At 56.4% G+C, this 14,345-nt stretch carries 12 protein-coding genes, 1 tRNA gene and 1 pseudogene; 7 read left to right on the top strand and 7 right to left on the bottom strand.

The genetic code is table 11. From position 1 onward, the window contains the following. The first annotated feature begins 46 nt into the window (after positions 1 to 46). Complete coding sequence (locus HMPREF3175_RS08470) at positions 47 to 790, top strand: SseB family protein (protein ID WP_070491914.1); 744 nt, start codon at positions 47 to 49, stop codon at positions 788 to 790. Between the two features lie 79 nt (positions 791 to 869). Then, a tRNA-Gly gene (locus tag HMPREF3175_RS08465) sits at positions 870 to 943 on the top strand. Between the two features lie 149 nt (positions 944 to 1,092). On the opposite strand, the gene HMPREF3175_RS08460 is transcribed toward HMPREF3175_RS08465, so the two are convergent. From HMPREF3175_RS08460 to HMPREF3175_RS08430, 7 genes are all read right to left on the bottom strand, one after another. Next, the gene (locus HMPREF3175_RS08460) at positions 1,093 to 2,484 is read right to left on the bottom strand and encodes an ABC transporter ATP-binding protein (protein WP_070491911.1); all 1,392 of its coding nucleotides are present in this window, start codon (positions 2,482 to 2,484) and stop codon (positions 1,093 to 1,095) included. Beyond that, positions 2,481 to 3,167, bottom strand: coding sequence for an energy-coupling factor transporter transmembrane component T family protein (locus HMPREF3175_RS08455; RefSeq protein WP_035757771.1), 687 nt, complete (start codon positions 3,165 to 3,167; stop codon positions 2,481 to 2,483). The genes HMPREF3175_RS08460 and HMPREF3175_RS08455 overlap by 4 nt, the downstream gene beginning before the upstream one ends. Further along, positions 3,160 to 3,756, bottom strand: a complete 597-nt coding sequence (locus HMPREF3175_RS08450) for an MptD family putative ECF transporter S component (protein ID WP_035757768.1) — start codon at positions 3,754 to 3,756, stop codon at positions 3,160 to 3,162. Before HMPREF3175_RS08450 ends, HMPREF3175_RS08455 begins: the two co-directional genes overlap by 8 nt. A 36-nt stretch (positions 3,757 to 3,792) precedes the next feature. Beyond that, on the bottom strand, positions 3,793 to 5,541 hold the full coding sequence (locus tag HMPREF3175_RS08445; RefSeq protein WP_070491908.1) for an ABC transporter ATP-binding protein: 1,749 nt from the start codon (positions 5,539 to 5,541) through the stop codon (positions 3,793 to 3,795). Beyond that, positions 5,538 to 7,325, bottom strand: a complete 1,788-nt coding sequence (locus HMPREF3175_RS08440) for an ABC transporter ATP-binding protein (protein WP_070491907.1) — start codon at positions 7,323 to 7,325, stop codon at positions 5,538 to 5,540. Before HMPREF3175_RS08440 ends, HMPREF3175_RS08445 begins: the two co-directional genes overlap by 4 nt. 85 nt (positions 7,326 to 7,410) lie before the next feature. Continuing rightward, positions 7,411 to 8,988, bottom strand: coding sequence for a recombinase family protein (locus tag HMPREF3175_RS08435; protein WP_070491904.1), 1,578 nt, complete (start codon positions 8,986 to 8,988; stop codon positions 7,411 to 7,413). Next, on the bottom strand, positions 8,985 to 9,386 hold the full coding sequence (locus tag HMPREF3175_RS08430; protein WP_256276353.1) for a recombinase zinc ribbon domain-containing protein: 402 nt from the start codon (positions 9,384 to 9,386) through the stop codon (positions 8,985 to 8,987). Before HMPREF3175_RS08430 ends, HMPREF3175_RS08435 begins: the two co-directional genes overlap by 4 nt. A 10-nt stretch (positions 9,387 to 9,396) precedes the next feature. Here HMPREF3175_RS08430 and HMPREF3175_RS08425 point away from each other — a divergent pair, with 10 nt between their 5' ends. The 5 genes and pseudogenes from HMPREF3175_RS08425 to HMPREF3175_RS08410 form a co-directional block, all read left to right on the top strand. Next, positions 9,397 to 9,633, top strand: coding sequence for a hypothetical protein (locus tag HMPREF3175_RS08425; protein WP_256276347.1), 237 nt, complete (start codon positions 9,397 to 9,399; stop codon positions 9,631 to 9,633). Positions 9,634 to 9,664: 31 nt separating this feature from the next. Further along, a complete protein-coding gene (locus HMPREF3175_RS08420) occupies positions 9,665 to 10,585 on the top strand; it encodes a HamA C-terminal domain-containing protein (RefSeq protein WP_035757757.1) in 921 nt (306 codons plus the stop codon). After that, complete coding sequence (locus HMPREF3175_RS10410; RefSeq protein WP_218078912.1) at positions 10,578 to 10,967, top strand: hypothetical protein; 390 nt, start codon at positions 10,578 to 10,580, stop codon at positions 10,965 to 10,967. Before HMPREF3175_RS08420 ends, HMPREF3175_RS10410 begins: the two co-directional genes overlap by 8 nt. 33 nt (positions 10,968 to 11,000) lie before the next feature. Further along, positions 11,001 to 13,220 carry a DEAD/DEAH box helicase gene (locus tag HMPREF3175_RS08415; RefSeq protein WP_218078911.1) on the top strand — a complete coding sequence of 740 codons (2,220 nt, stop codon included), beginning with the start codon at positions 11,001 to 11,003 and terminating at the stop codon, positions 13,218 to 13,220. Positions 13,221 to 13,758: 538 nt separating this feature from the next. Continuing rightward, a pseudogene (locus HMPREF3175_RS08410) lies at positions 13,759 to 14,345 on the top strand (NRAMP family divalent metal transporter); the annotation flags it as partial.

Below are 14,345 nucleotides of genomic sequence, written 5' to 3'. Positions count from 1 at the left end.
TGCGTCGTTTGCTCACGGTGGGGTTGAGCTCCGGTAGGTTGGAACTATGAGCACACATGAGCCAGACTCACACGAGAACCAACAGCCTGAGCAGGTAGAACAGCCTGAACAGCTGGATCAGGTGACCCCGGCTGAACAGCCAGTGCAGGAAGAAGCCGAGCACGCTGAGGTAGCGGCGCAGACGGAAGAGTCTGTGCCAGCTGGAGCGTCCACGCAGGTTGAAGATCTTGAGCCGGCTGAGGATGCTGGGCTTGCTGAGGACACTGGGCTTGCTAAGGATGAGGAGCCGGCGGAGCAGCTCGAGGATACTGAGTCTGCCGAGCAGGCCGAACAGTTCCAGGGTGATGAGCACGCTGAGGATGCGGAAGCTGCTGAGCCTGAAGACGGTGAGCGTGTTCTGGATGCGAGCGAGCTTGAGCCGTTCAATGACATTGAGCGTGTGATTCTCGAGGGTTCTGAGGGCAAGCTGGCTAGCAACGAGGTGCTCTCCAAGATCGCCGCGGCGAACCTGTTCTTCCTCACCGAGGAAGAGGTTACGGATGAGCAGCAGGAAGTTCAGCCGCTGCTGTTGCAGGGCCCCGACGAGAAGACCGTGCTTGCGGTGTTCACTCACCCTGCCCGTGTTGCCCAGCAGTTTGTTGACATGGCGCCGTACGCGGTCCGCATGCCGGGTTTGCAGGCGTTTCAGCAGGCTGTGGGCGTGGGTATCGCGATCAACCCTGGCCACCCCATCGGGCTCGTGCTGGATGCGGAGTCTGTCGAGAATATCCGCGAGGTCCTCAACAGCTAAGCGGCTACCGCAACACGTTTTGGAAAAACGACGTGTGGCGTGCCAGAATCGGAGAGTTCACCCAGCTGGGGTGAACCACGCGGGTGTAGCTTAATGGTAAAGCTCTTGCTTCCCAAGCAAGCGACGCGGGTTCGATTCCCGTCACCCGCTCCACTTAGACGTCGGATTTGATAAGTACCCTTTTGCGTTAGCGAGTATCGCTTAGGGGGGTGTGAAAAATCGCTTGCGTTAGCGAGTGTATAGCGCGTTTGCCCTGACCTGCGGAAATGCTTTCCTCTCTTTCGACCGAGCGAGCGTTTGCGTTAGCAGGCGTTGATTTGGTCGAGGTGGATAGCGTGGTCGGCGACCTCGGTAACGAGTTCAGCGTCGTGGGTGATGACGATGACGACGGCACCAGTGTCAGCGAGTTTACGCATTACTCGGGAAATCGCGACAAGGTGCTTGTAGCCAACACCTGATGTCGGCTCGTCGAAGATGTAGACCTTCTTGTTCGCGGCAAGCGCTGTAGCAATAACCAGACGTTGACGTTGCCCACCAGAGAGTGCTTGGGGATGATCAGCCTCATGGTCGGTGAGGTCGAGTTCTTTAAGGATCGCCTGGGCGTCGATGTGTTGTTTTTCGGCTCTCGTTATCCCGAGCGTGACTTCGTCAATAGCGGTGTCTGAGAATAGCTGCCGGGTGGGGTCTTGCATTACGAGGTATGCGTCCCGGTTGGTGAATTTTTGCCTATTGAGTGTGATGGATGCACCTTTGGCTTTTTCGAGTCCGCAGATGATGCGTGCCAGTGTTGATTTGCCTGACCCGCACGGGCCGAGGAGCGCTGTGATTTTCCCTGCCGGAAAGAGCAGATGGCCGATGTTGAGAACCGTGTTTCCGTGGCGGTAGGCGAAGGTGAGGTTGTCAATCTCAAGCCCATCTCCTGCCGGTTGCGGAAGTTGTGGCATAGGCACAGTCACTAGGGATCGCAGCCCAAGCTGTTTGCGCTCCTCATCCGAGGTAGCGTAGAACTCTTCGCCGGTTGCGGTGAGGGCGATGTTACCTTTATCGAAGCAGTAGACACGGTCAGCGATCCCGGAAAGGAAACTTAGCCGGTGTTCAGCAATGATGATGGTGTGTCCATCAGCTTTGAGCCTGGCGATGAGTGTGGCGAGTTGGTCGATAACGTCAGCTGAGAGGTTCGCGGTCGGCTCGTCAAAGACAATCAGCGACGTGTTGTTGCACATGGCGACGGCGCAGGCCACGCGTTGCATCTGTCCGCCTGATAGTTGTGTGACGCGGGATTCCAACAGGTCGGCGATACCTAACTCGGCTGCAACCTCGTCAATGCGGGCACAGATCTCCTGCGGGTCGCGGCCGAGATTTTCTGGGCCGAAGGCGAGTTCTTGACGCACGTGAGTGGTGTAGAACTGGGTGCGCGGGTTTTGAAACACTGTCGAACAGTGGTGGGCAAGCTCTGATAAATCTACTCGTGCCACGTCAATGTCGTCGACTGTGACGCTTCCGGTAAGGTCGCCGTCGTGGAAGTGCGGGATGAGCCCGTTAAACAGCCGCAACGCGGTGGTTTTCCCCGACCCTGACGCACCACACAGCAAGGTGACGGTTCCAGGTGTGATGGTGACGGTTACGTCATTGATTGAGGGGTGGTCTGCTCCCCGATAGGTGAAGGTGACCCCAGTTGCTTGGGCTGTTGTCATAGGACGATTCTCCATATCGCGAAGCTGATAACGATGAGCAGAATGACCGCGTCGATCACACGGAATTTCACGACCGTGACTGAGGTGGGCTTTGCGGTTCCGCCCAGTCCGCGTACAAGGGCAGCAGATGCCAGTTCGTCTCCGCTGCGTACCACGGTCGATAGCAGCGGGATTGTGAAGTACTGGGCCGCACGCAGGGAAAGCGCGGACATGCCGCGTAGTTTCATGGCATCTGAGATCGCTTTAACCTCGTGGCCGATCACGGGCAGCACACGTAACGCGACTGAGATCGGGATCGTGAAACAGGTCGGGATTCGTGAGCTGGCGAGTGCTTTTTGCAAGGTGGCAGGTCGGATCACACCGATCGCGTAGGCTCCCATTCCTGCGCTGACACTGAATCGCCACATCCACTGCAAAAACAGCACGAGGAACGCGCTGGCCGTTGACTTCCACACCAGTGGTATCACGAAGACGAGTGTGCCGAGAGCCGCAAACGTGGCCAGGTAGACGGCAACCCAGCTCGGGCGCACGAGCGTGTTGGGGTTGATCGTAGCGCTCGCCAGCATCACGGCGGCGAATCCGCCCAGAGCACACACGAACCACGGCGAGTAGGCACTGTAGATCGTGGTGGAGACGATGACGAGCGCTACGATAATCGTGCGCGGGTCGGGAAGTTTAGACAAGACCGGCCCGTTCAAAGTGTTTGCGCGCCACCCGGGTTCCCAACAGACCAGCAAGCCAGCCAACGATGAGCATCACGACGAAGAAGCCCAACAGAATCGGAATCGTGACAACCTGCGCCATCTTCGCGGCATACTCGGCACCCATTTGTTCGGCGATCTGCGACATATATGCGTCTTGGTTCATAAATAGCGGAATCCACGGGGAAACATAGATCGGCAGGATAAACAGTGCATATGCCAGCGGGACACGAACTTTCACGCTCTTCGGCCCCTTGGTGATCACCAAGTCAGCGAGCAGGCCGAACACAGCGGCGATCGCAATTCCTCCCACCCAGTGACCCGTTACGAAGAAGAGGACTTCGATGAGGATCAGCATGATTGTCAATGCCCCCATCTTCGGAGTGCGGGCAGTAAACAGCGCGAACACGGTGCCGTTGACGAGAATGGAGAGTAAGAAACCGGCATACATGGCAGCCGGAATGAACCCGAGCATTCCGAATGCAAACACGATGACAAACATCAAAGCGGTGAAGACGCCGATATTGATGAAGTCGCGCGTGTTTAGGCGCGAGGACGTGGGTGTGGACATAGTTATTCCTTTCATGATTGTGAACAGTGCTGTGTTTTAGACGAGTTGCCATCCGGCGGCGTTGATGCGCTCTTGCCAGAAATCGCGGTATTGACCTGGCTGGTTGACCAGCTCGTCGTGGCACCCGCGCTGGGCGATACGCCCACTGTGGGAGAGCACAATGATTTGGTCAGCTTGGCGAATGGTTTCAAGTTTGTGGGCGATCACGATCAGTGTGGAGTGCTTGCGTAGCTCGTTCATCGCCGCAACAATGTTGGCTTCATTTTCCGCATCCAACGCGCTGGTGGCCTCGTCAAACAGCACGATCGGGGCCTTCTTCACCAAGGCGCGGGCGATAGAGACGCGTTGGCGTTCCCCACCTGACAGTGCGCGCCCGCCGGCACCCGCCAATGAATTCCAGCCGTCTGGGAGCCGGTTGACGATTTCGGTCACGCCCGACAGGTCAGCGGCCCACCTGATTTCTTCAACGGTAGCTTCGGGGTTGCCAAGGCGAATGTTGGCCTCGAGCGTGTCATTGAATAAATAGACGTCTTGGAAGACCAGGGATATCTGGCGCATCAAATCTTCGGTGGTCTGCTCGCGCACATCAACCCCGCCAACGCGTACGCTGCCGGACTGCACATCCCAGAAACGTGCAACCAACCTCGCGATTGTGGTTTTTCCGCAGCCGGAAGGGCCAACCAGGGCACACATGCCGCCTTGCGGGACATGGAAGGTAATATCACGGAGAACCGGGGTGTCCGGATCGTAGCCGAAGGCGACGTCCTCGAACCGAACATCACCAGGAGCACTCACCGGTGTGGAGACATCGGGTTCGGACAGTTCGGGAGCGTCCATGATCTTGTCGACGTGATTCATCTGCTGGCGGCGTTCTTCCAGCCCGGTCATGCAGCCACCGATGTCTTGGAGCATGGTGGTGAACCGCAGGCACATGCCGATGGTGACCACAGCGTTCAACGCATTCATCTGCCCGCCGAGGGCGAGTTGGGCGGTCAGCCAAATCATTACCACGACAAGGGCTTGGACGAACATTCCGTTTATCAGGTTCGCTAATGTTTCGATCCACAATGCTTTGCGGCTTTTGCGGTCAGCCTGTTTGAATGCCCGATCAAGGGCCGGGTAGTCGTCGGCGACGTGACAGGAGCGCAGCGCGCCTTGGCAGGTGGCGAATTCGACCATGCGAGCCGCCAACTCTGACTCGGCTGGTTCGGAAACCTGCTTACCTTTATCAAGAAGCACACGGGAAATATGAAGGAAGGCGAGCATGATCGGGAACGCGATCGTCAAGGTTAGACCCAGTCGCCAATCCCAGAACCACGTGCCCACAGTGACTACGAGCACGGCCGAGAGTTTTTGGACGAGGGCGAAAATGAAATGTGCCGCCGACTCGCCCAAGTTCATCATTTCCTGGGTGACCATGCGCGACAGCCGTCCAGAACTACCCGAATCAAACACTCCCAACGGTAGGCGGGCTACCTTGTTGCCGACCGCTTGGTGGACGTCGTGAATGAACCCGAGGGCCCCGATATAGCCGGTGCGCATGCCATAAAACTCCGTGCCCACGCCCAGCACCGCGATTACCGCCAAGGCGATGAGCCATCCCCAAAACGATAACCCCCACACCGGCATTCCGGTCGCTAGGGCACTTGCTGCGGGAAGCAGAGTCAGCAGGGCAAAGCCGTGACACAGTCCTGAGACCGCACCCCACGCTTGACCGACCGAGAGGTCTCGCCACGAGGCGGGTTCCATCAAACGCTTAAAGCGTGGCAGCAATAGTTGATTCATCGTGTCATCTCCTCGCATGCACCTTGGGCAAGAAGTGCCTGATAGTGCGCATTACCCAACAGCTCGTCGTGTTTACCGACCACAGCAATGCGCCCGCGTTCCATGACGACGATTTGCTCTGCCCCTCTGACCGAGGCCAGTCGGTGGGCGATCACAATCACGGTTCTGCCTTTGGCAAGAGTCGAGAGAGCTTGTTGGATTTTCGATTCCGATTCCGGGTCCGCCATCGCCGTCGCCTCGTCCAAGACCAACACTGGGGCATCAACCATGAGCGCCCGGGCGATCGCGATACGGGCTGCCTGCCCGCCCGAAACGTGGGTATCCTCACCCAACACAGTGTCGTAACCATCTGGCAGGCTCATGATGAACTCGTCGATCTGCGCCGCCCGCGCCGCCTGCCGCACCTGATCCAAGGTTGCGTCTGGCGCGCCAAGAGCGATGTTGTTTCGAATGGTGTCGCGAATAAGCTGTGCATCTTGCAGGACGAATGCGACCGTCGAATACAACACATCCTGGGAAATGCTCTTTAGATCAACCCCGCCGATGGTGATCGTGCCAGCATCCGGGTCATCGAAGCGGGCAATCAAACTCGCCAACGTCGACTTCCCCGCGCCCGAAGGCCCAACCAGCGCGGTCACCGTGCCTGCCGGAATTCTCAGGCTCACTTCGTCTAACGCTTGGGTCTCGTCATAGGCATACGACACACCCCGAATCTCGATATCATGACCGTGTGGTGTCTGCGGCGCATCGGGCTGACTTAACGCCGGTAGCTCCATGACGTTCACCAGCCGTACTGCCGCAGACCCTGCGAGCTGGTACGACCAGGCGATGGTTGCGACTGCCATCAACGCTCCCGGCAACACCAAGGCGATCAACGTCGTCGTTATCACCTCGTAGATGCTCACCCAACCGGCGTTCATCATCAACGCGCCACCGCCAAGGTTCACGATCAACAACACCGGGATCGACACCCACGAAAATGAGGCGACCGACATCGACACCAGCGGCATGCACCACGCCCGGTAGAACTTAGAAAACTCGTTAGCTGCATCTAAATAGGCTTTATGTGCTTGGCCGACCTTGCCGAACGCTTTCACCACTGAGATACCGGCAACGAACTCGGCCATCGTTGCCGAAACCTGAGCGAGCTTGGTGTCCATTTGTGCGGTCTTCTCATTCATCCCACGCATCGACATGCCATACATGCCCACATAGATCGGAATCGTCGCGATCGACAGCAGAGCGAGTCGCCAATCCACCACGAACGCATAGGCCAACAAGGCGAGCGGGGATACGATCGCGTTCAGTTTCTCAATCGGCCCGTGCGCGATCACTGTGTGCACCGTGGCCGTATCATCCTGAATGGTCTTGCGGATCTTCCCCTCACCCTCGCGGGTAAACCACGACAACGGAGCAGTCGACATGCGGGCGGCAATCTGGCGGCGCATCTGGTTACGAAACGACAGGTCAATAAAATGCGTCACGCCCAACGCAACAAAATACAAAGTCAACCGGGCCATGTAAGCAGAAACAAGGAGCATCACGATCCAGTTCACCCGCGCCGGGTCCACCCGGTCTTGCATCAGCGCAGCTCCCAGCTCCACCAAAGCCACATAGGGTGCGATAGCCAACACACCAGAGGCGAACGCTAAGACCTGCGCGACAAACAGCTTGCCTTTCACCGGCTGCGATAGCTGACGAATCGCGTTCTGGCCAGCGACAGATTTTTCCTTCGCCGACCCATACTCGCCTTCAACAACCTGATCAATTACACTATCGTCCACGCAAACACCATCCTTATTAGGTAAGGGTAACCTTACTTTATTTCTGGGAGGTGTACCTAACCGTGCACGTCAACTGATATGAGCATCACCCTTTCAGGGCAATCCTCACCTGTTCACCGGTGCGGAACACGAACCGGATCCCGTCCTCGTCTACGATGGCGTGGTCGATGAGAGCGCTCCACTGTGAGGGGCGGAACTCGCTCACAGGTTCGCCCGTCAAATCGCCTAGGGCTGTGGTGATGGCGGCGTGCTTGGCGGTGTTCGCTGCGATATCTGCTTCCAGGCTTGTTTTACGTGCGAGCGTCTTACGGTAGATAGTATCGAGTTCGGTGTAGCGGGCTTGGTAGGCGTCCTGGTTGAGCGCACACCGCTGGTTTTCCGCAATCAGCGCCTCGATCTGCTCGGTCAGCTCCACGATTTTTGTTTGGCAGGCAGCGGCCTGTTCTTCCAAACGGCTCGTACCGAACATGTCGCCAAGCACCTGCGGTAGCTGGCTTTGCTGCGGACGGCGGGCGATCAGTTGATTGAGCGCTTGCACGAAAGAATCCTTGATCTGCTCGTCTTTCACCGTCGCGCTGCTGCAGGGATGTTCGTCTGTGTATTTGTGGTTGCATTGCCAGACTGTGTACTTGTATTTCGTGTTCGACGCCCACGTCTTACGCCCATACCACACCCCACACCGAGCACATTTGAGCCGGGTGGAGAACAAGCCGACTTTCGCTGACGATATGTTGCCATGCCTGGTGGCGAGCTCGTATTGCACTTGATCCCAGATGCGTGGAGCAATAATCGGCTCGTGGTTGCCTGTTACGTAGTATTGGGGTACTTCGCCTTCGTTGACCTTCATCTTTTTAGTAAGGAAATCGGTGGTGAACGTCTTTTGCAGCAGGGCGTCGCCTTTGTATTTCTCGTTCGACAGGATGGAGCGCACTGTCGATGTCGACCACACTTCTTTCCCGCGTGGGGTGAGGATCTTGCGGGCAGCGAGTTCGGTTTTGATTTCGCTGATGGCCATCCCGTCAAGGAACAGCTGGTAGATCAGCCTGACGGTCGGAGCTTGGGTTTCGTCGATGACGAGGCTGCCGTCTGCTCCTTTCTTGTATCCGAGTAGGGATTTGTAGGGCACCATGACTTTCCCATCTTGAAAACGCTTCCTGTGCCCCCAGGTGACGTTCTCGGAGATCGAGCGGGATTCTTCTTGCGCCAGTGAGCTCATGATCGTGATCAATAGCTCGCCTTTGGCGTCAAAGGTGTAAATATTTTCTTTCTGAAAATAAACCTCGACGCCTGCGTCTTTGAGCTTGCGCACGGTAGTGAGCGAGTCGACGGTGTTGCGTGCGAACCGGGACACACTCTTGGTGAGGATCAGGTCGATTTTGCCTGCCAGGGCGTCATCGATCATGGTTTGGAAACCTTCGCGACGTTTCATGGAGGTGCCAGAGATGCCCTCATCGCAGTACATGCCCGCGAACTGCCAATCATTACGGGAATGAATGTAGGTGGTGTAGTAGTCGATTTGAGCCTCGTAGGAGGAGGTTTGCTCTTCCATCTCGGTGGAAACTCGCGCATACGCGGCCACCCGCCTGTGTGCTGGTACACCAGATGAGGCTGCGGCAGATCGAAGCTTCTTTGTTGCGGGTATCGCAGTGACCGTGCGACTCATGCCAACCTCCCCTCACTGGTTAACCCCACCGGCGTCATGGTTCCATCCGCGAGGTGGAATGTGAGCTGATGCTCGAAGGCCTCGATCATCACGACCTGCTCAGCAACATGGACAGGATCGAAACCCTGGGTGCCGAGCATGTCTGCGCAGGCGTGTTCGAGGAGTGTTTCGCGCAGGTTGTGCCCCCTACAGGGGTTGCCGTTCCCGGTGCAGGCACTCCAGCACCGCCAAAACTTATACGAGGTTCCAGACTTGTAGGTGCGGGTTTTGCGTTGATAGTTCTTCCCGCACGCGCCGCAGCAGATCCGTCCGGTGAATACGCCCGTGTTCTTTGACGGGGTCGCCGCCGGACCCACCTCACGCCTGTGCGCGATTTCTGCCTGCACCGCGTCAAACATCACCTCATCAATGATCGCTGGGAGGGCTTGCTCAACCCAATATCGCGGCAGCTCCATCGTGGTTATCGAGACCAAGGGCGAGCATTTGAAGAACGACGATTCTAACCGCAAGATCAGGCTCGGGAGGGCGTGGGCGAACATGTCCGGCAATGGCTACCGCTACTACATGGTCTTCGAGGACGGCGTCACTCCGCCTGACGGGGCGGTCACTTTGTCGGAGCTCGTGCGTATCCTCGAAAAGCTGTAGGCGGGAAGGACACCTCTTGGGAGAAGACGAGATGGCACATGCGACAATCGCGCCAACGCTGCGCGGTGACACGTTTGCGTCCACGTTCACCGAGGTGAAGCATTCGAACACGTTAGGTCTTCGAAACGACGAACAGTTACGCCTGTTCCATCTGTCTGTCCAAAACAACCGCTTCGACCACACAGCCCTCGTCAAGTTCCTCAAACGCAACGTTGGACGCTACGTCTTCTCCCGCGCCGAATACGAAGGCTATAAGCAACGAGACGATCTCGAAGAGGTCGCTCTCGACGCGGTGAACCGGATGCGTTCACAACAAGACGGCATGGGGCTGGGCGAAATCTTGCTCTACGTCCTGCTCGAACAAATCCTCGAAGCACCCAAAGTGCTGAGCAAGATCGAGCTCAACCAAGCGCAAGGCCAGATCCACAGCCGCTGTGACGCCATCCACCTGCTCACACCAGACGGTCAGCGAACCACCAGCAGTATCGTGTTTGGAACCTCCAGCGTGGTCGGCAACATTGGGGATGCTATCACTGCAGCATTCGACCGCGTTGTAGATATAGAACAGAATCGCTCAGACGAGGTTCAGCTCGCTGAGAATACCGTGTTCACCAAGACCCTCGACGAAACGACCGCAGGATACGTGAAAGATCTGTTGATCCCGAAGCCGGGTGGGGCACCCGTGTTCGATACTGCCTATTCGATGTTCCTGGGCTACGACATCGGTTTAGATCCAAAGAACTATGGCAACCAGCAGTATCGGGCTGCGCTCGATCAGAAAATGCAGGGTGATATCGCAGCACACGCCCAAATGATCGCCAACGAGATCAACACACGAAACCTCGATAACTACTCCTTCTACATCTACGTTTTGCCCCTCAATGAAGTAGACGTTGACGCGGTCGCAATCATGGATGGGCTCGTGGGCGGGCAAGGTGGTAGCCATGTCTGACAAGCAAGTAACCGTCGGTGATCTCGTATTTGCCGATATCGATTCCAACGAATTTCTCAAACAGCTGTACGCCAACCTGCTCTACAACTACGGCTTACATCGATTGGGGCTGGTGGATCGTCAACCATACGATGTGGATCTTGAAGCCGCCCTGCGGTTCGCTGACCTGCTGTCGAAATCAACCCACCCCACCAATCGTGACCAGCACAGGGTGTGGGCGCAAGAAATCGCGCTCCTCTGCCACATCCTCTACTCAGAAGACGTGCGAACGAAAGCGTACGTTCCTGCAATCTTCACCACGCTAGGTAACTACCCAGGCCTGAAGCAGTTGGGCGTGACTTCCGATGCGGGCATCCTCGACGTCGCATTCAACGCCTATTAAGCCGAGTACCTCACCGTGCCCGGTGACAAATCAATGAAGTTTTTCGCGCCGCAAAAGGAGATCTACGACCGCCTTACCGACGGCAAGTTTTCCTTCTCAGCCCCAACGTCGCTGGGCAAGTCCTTCATCATGCGCACCTTCATCACCAACCAGATCAAATCCGGGGTGAAGGCCAACTTTGCGATCATCGTGCCGTCAAAAGCGCTGATTAACGAGACCCGCTCGAAACTGATCGCTGACCTTGGCGAAGACCTGGAACGGCACAACTACCGAATCGTCAGTGCTGCCGGTGACATCGTGCTCGAAGGCGATCACAACTTCATCTTCGTACTCACCCCAGAACGCCTGCTTTACCTTCTGATCGGCAAACCTGCGATCGAATTCGAGTACGTCTTTTTCGACGAATCGCACAAGCTTTCTGGCAAGAACAGCCGCGCCCCGTTCTACTACCAAACCGTGACAATCCCTCAACACCGCCACAGGCCACCACACTTCGTCTTCGCTTCACCCAGCATTCCCAACCCAGAGGTATTCCTGAGGCTGGTTGATCCAAACTCTGACGAGAATGAGACCAACGCGGTCGCAACCCAGTATTCGCCAGTGGCGCAGTTCAAATACCTCGTCAACCTGCACGAGAACAGCATTTCCAGCTACAACGACCACACCCAAGAATTCACGCACCTAGCCTCGCTTCAAGCTCAGGACGCTACTACACAGGGCGTAACCCGATTTGTTAGTGAATCATCACGAGGTTCAGATCACCGTGGGCAAACCATCGTGTTTCATTCTGCCCGGCATCACGCAGTGCAAGCGGCGCGTGACTATGCCCAGGGTTTGGCAGACCTCAACGATAAAGACTTGGACGCTCTCGCAAAAGACATCGAACGCGACGTCCACGAGGACTACTACCTCAGCGGTCTCATCCGTAGAGGCGTCAGCTACCACATCGGCTACCTTCCACCAGCAATCCGCGAACGCATCGAAGGTCTGTTCCGCGAAGGTAAAATCTCGACACTATTTTGTACCAGCACGCTTCTAGAAGGAGTCAACCTTCCCGCCGACAACCTTGTCATCACGACCAACAAAATCGGCAGAGCAGGAATGACAGCAGTCGACTTTAAGAACCTGATCGGCCGAGTCGGGCGTATCGAGTTCAACCTCTACGGCAACGTATTCATCATCGTGGGCGACCAACTTGCATCCGAGCGACAGGCCAAGGAACTCCTGCAAGCGAATGTTCCTGAACAGAAGCTATCTGTGCAAACTGACTCACAAATTATCAGCAAGAAAATGAAGCAAGGAGTCGTTGCTGATCTTCAAGAAGGACAGATCGAGTTCGCCAAGGGAGATGAAAGCTACGAGCGCTACAACATGAAGCGCAAATTCGGCCTCATGCTCTTGCGCGACATCACCACAGGACGTCAAAGCCTAGTGCGTGAAGAATTCTCCGACTACCTCGACGACCAAACCGTCAGCCAAATCCGCGAATCCTTCGCGCACCGAGAAGGGCAACAAGACGACGACATCAACGTATCCGTCGACCAAGCAGAATCCTTAACTCAAGCTGTCCGAGCCGGACTCAAATACCCACACATCTCCCCGGACGGGAAGTTCAACTACGACGAAACTCTCGCGTTTCTCCAAAGGCTCGCCTCAATCTTCAAATGGCGCGTCTACGACCCCGAAACACTCGGAAAAACAGATAAGTACAGCAACCAACTCACGATGCTGCGCTGGTACACCGTATTACTCACACAATGGATGGAAGGTCACGGACTCCGTTCGATCATGAACCGTGCCCTCCAGTACCGCCTGCAACAAGGAACGCTCTACATCAAAGGGCAAGGAGAGATCCGTTACGAGAACACGCTCCAGCACCGCAACATCGTTATCAGTGAAATCCTGAAAGTTCTTGAAGATGTCATCCTCTTCAGTCTGTCGAACTACTTCCTCAAATTCTCCAACGAATACAAGAAGGTCCACGGAGTAGAGCAGTTCGACAATGACTGGTACGAGTACATCGAGTACGGCACAACAAAGCAGGAAACTATCCTTCTCCAACGGCTAGGATTCACCCGCGAGAGCGCCACCTACATTCGAACCAACGTCTCCAATGCAATCTTCCTTCACGAAGAAAAGCCTTACCTGAACCCGATTCTCCTCGAAAGCTCGAACATCAACGTCCGCAAAGAAGCCAACGAAATCAGATACAACGTGCCAGAAGCCTTCTCGATGCCAGATTTTATGTTCTAACCCCCGCACTAGGTACCCGCTAACGCAACCCCACCAGCAGACCCCCTCAACCAGAAATATGCACCAAACCAACGAACCGAACGGCGATGAGTACCCTATAGCTGAACCTCCAGCACGCCAGCGAACAGCCCCAGAAGCAACAAACTCCCTGGTCAAAAGGGGTTCAGGAACTCACGCGGCTTTTATCATTTTCGACGTCTAAGTATCTAGAAAAACGCCGGCTTTTCAAAGCCGGCGTTTGCGTTAACGGATACTTCCTGCGGGAGGTAGTGTGTAGGTAATCGTTCAGCCCGCCTCGACTCCGGTCGAGAGTGGGCTGGATGTTTTCTACCGAAAAGTCATCCCGGGACACGGTGGCGCGTTCCTTTAGGTCAGCTGTGTTTCTCCTCACGGTTTACTGCTAGCATTCTCGAAATACTCGTTCTTTTTCTTCTAGCCTCGAGGACGCGCCATGGCTACACATCATGAGAATAGCGGCGACGCAGTTGCCACCCCGGCGGGCAAGCCGCACCTGACAAAGGGCAACCGTACCGCGCTGATGGGTGCCATGTTCTTGATGGCGACCTCCGCCATCGGGCCTGGTTTCATCACCCAGACCACTAACTTCACGGTCCAGCTGGGCGCTGCGTTCGCGTTCGCGACCTCGTGTCCATCCTCGTGGACATCGCGGTGCAGCTGAACGTGTGGCGCATCATCGGCGTATCCGGCCTGCGCGCGCAAGAGATCGGCAACAAGGTCCTGCCCGGCGTGGGCTGGGTCCTCGCGATCCTCGTGTTCATCGGTGGGCTCGTGTTCAACATCGGCAACATCGGTGGCACCGGCCTGGGCGTCAACGCGATGTTCGGGTGGGATCCGCGCATCGGCGGCGGGATCTCCGCGGCGATCGCGATCCTCATCTTCCTCTCCAAGCGGGCAGGTATGGCCCTGGACCGCATCGTGGTTCTGCTCGGCGCGATCATGATCCTGCTGATGCTCTACGTCGCGATCGTCTCCGCCCCTCCCGTTGGCGAGGCCCTCAAGAACACCGTGATGCCTGAGCAAGTCGATTTCCTGGTCATCACCACTCTGATCGGCGGGACGGTGGGCGGCTACATCAGGGTTAAGGGTCAAAATGTGTGTCTGGTT

It is taken from the genome of Arthrobacter sp. HMSC08H08, assembly GCF_001807575.1.
GTDB lineage: Bacteria > Actinomycetota > Actinomycetes > Actinomycetales > Micrococcaceae > Pseudoglutamicibacter > Pseudoglutamicibacter albus.
This window is presented reverse-complemented; position numbering and strand designations above follow the sequence as displayed.

Excerpts from the sequence above, each read along its gene's own strand:
- HMPREF3175_RS08470 (WP_070491914.1), top strand. The coding sequence starts at position 47 with ATGAGCACACATGAGCCAGACTCACACGAGAACCAACAGCCTGAGCAG.
- HMPREF3175_RS08460 (WP_070491911.1), bottom strand. The coding sequence starts at position 2,484 with ATGACAACAGCCCAAGCAACTGGGGTCACCTTCACCTATCGGGGAGCA.
- HMPREF3175_RS08450 (WP_035757768.1), bottom strand. The coding sequence starts at position 3,756 with ATGTCCACACCCACGTCCTCGCGCCTAAACACGCGCGACTTCATCAAT.
- HMPREF3175_RS08445 (WP_070491908.1), bottom strand. The coding sequence starts at position 5,541 with ATGAATCAACTATTGCTGCCACGCTTTAAGCGTTTGATGGAACCCGCC.
- HMPREF3175_RS08435 (WP_070491904.1), bottom strand. The coding sequence starts at position 8,988 with ATGAGTCGCACGGTCACTGCGATACCCGCAACAAAGAAGCTTCGATCT.
- HMPREF3175_RS08430 (WP_256276353.1), bottom strand. The coding sequence starts at position 9,386 with ATGTTTGACGCGGTGCAGGCAGAAATCGCGCACAGGCGTGAGGTGGGT.
- HMPREF3175_RS08425 (WP_256276347.1), top strand. The coding sequence starts at position 9,397 with ATGATCGCTGGGAGGGCTTGCTCAACCCAATATCGCGGCAGCTCCATC.
- HMPREF3175_RS08420 (WP_035757757.1), top strand. The coding sequence starts at position 9,665 with ATGGCACATGCGACAATCGCGCCAACGCTGCGCGGTGACACGTTTGCG.
- HMPREF3175_RS10410 (WP_218078912.1), top strand. The coding sequence starts at position 10,578 with ATGTCTGACAAGCAAGTAACCGTCGGTGATCTCGTATTTGCCGATATC.
- HMPREF3175_RS08415 (WP_218078911.1), top strand. The coding sequence starts at position 11,001 with ATGAAGTTTTTCGCGCCGCAAAAGGAGATCTACGACCGCCTTACCGAC.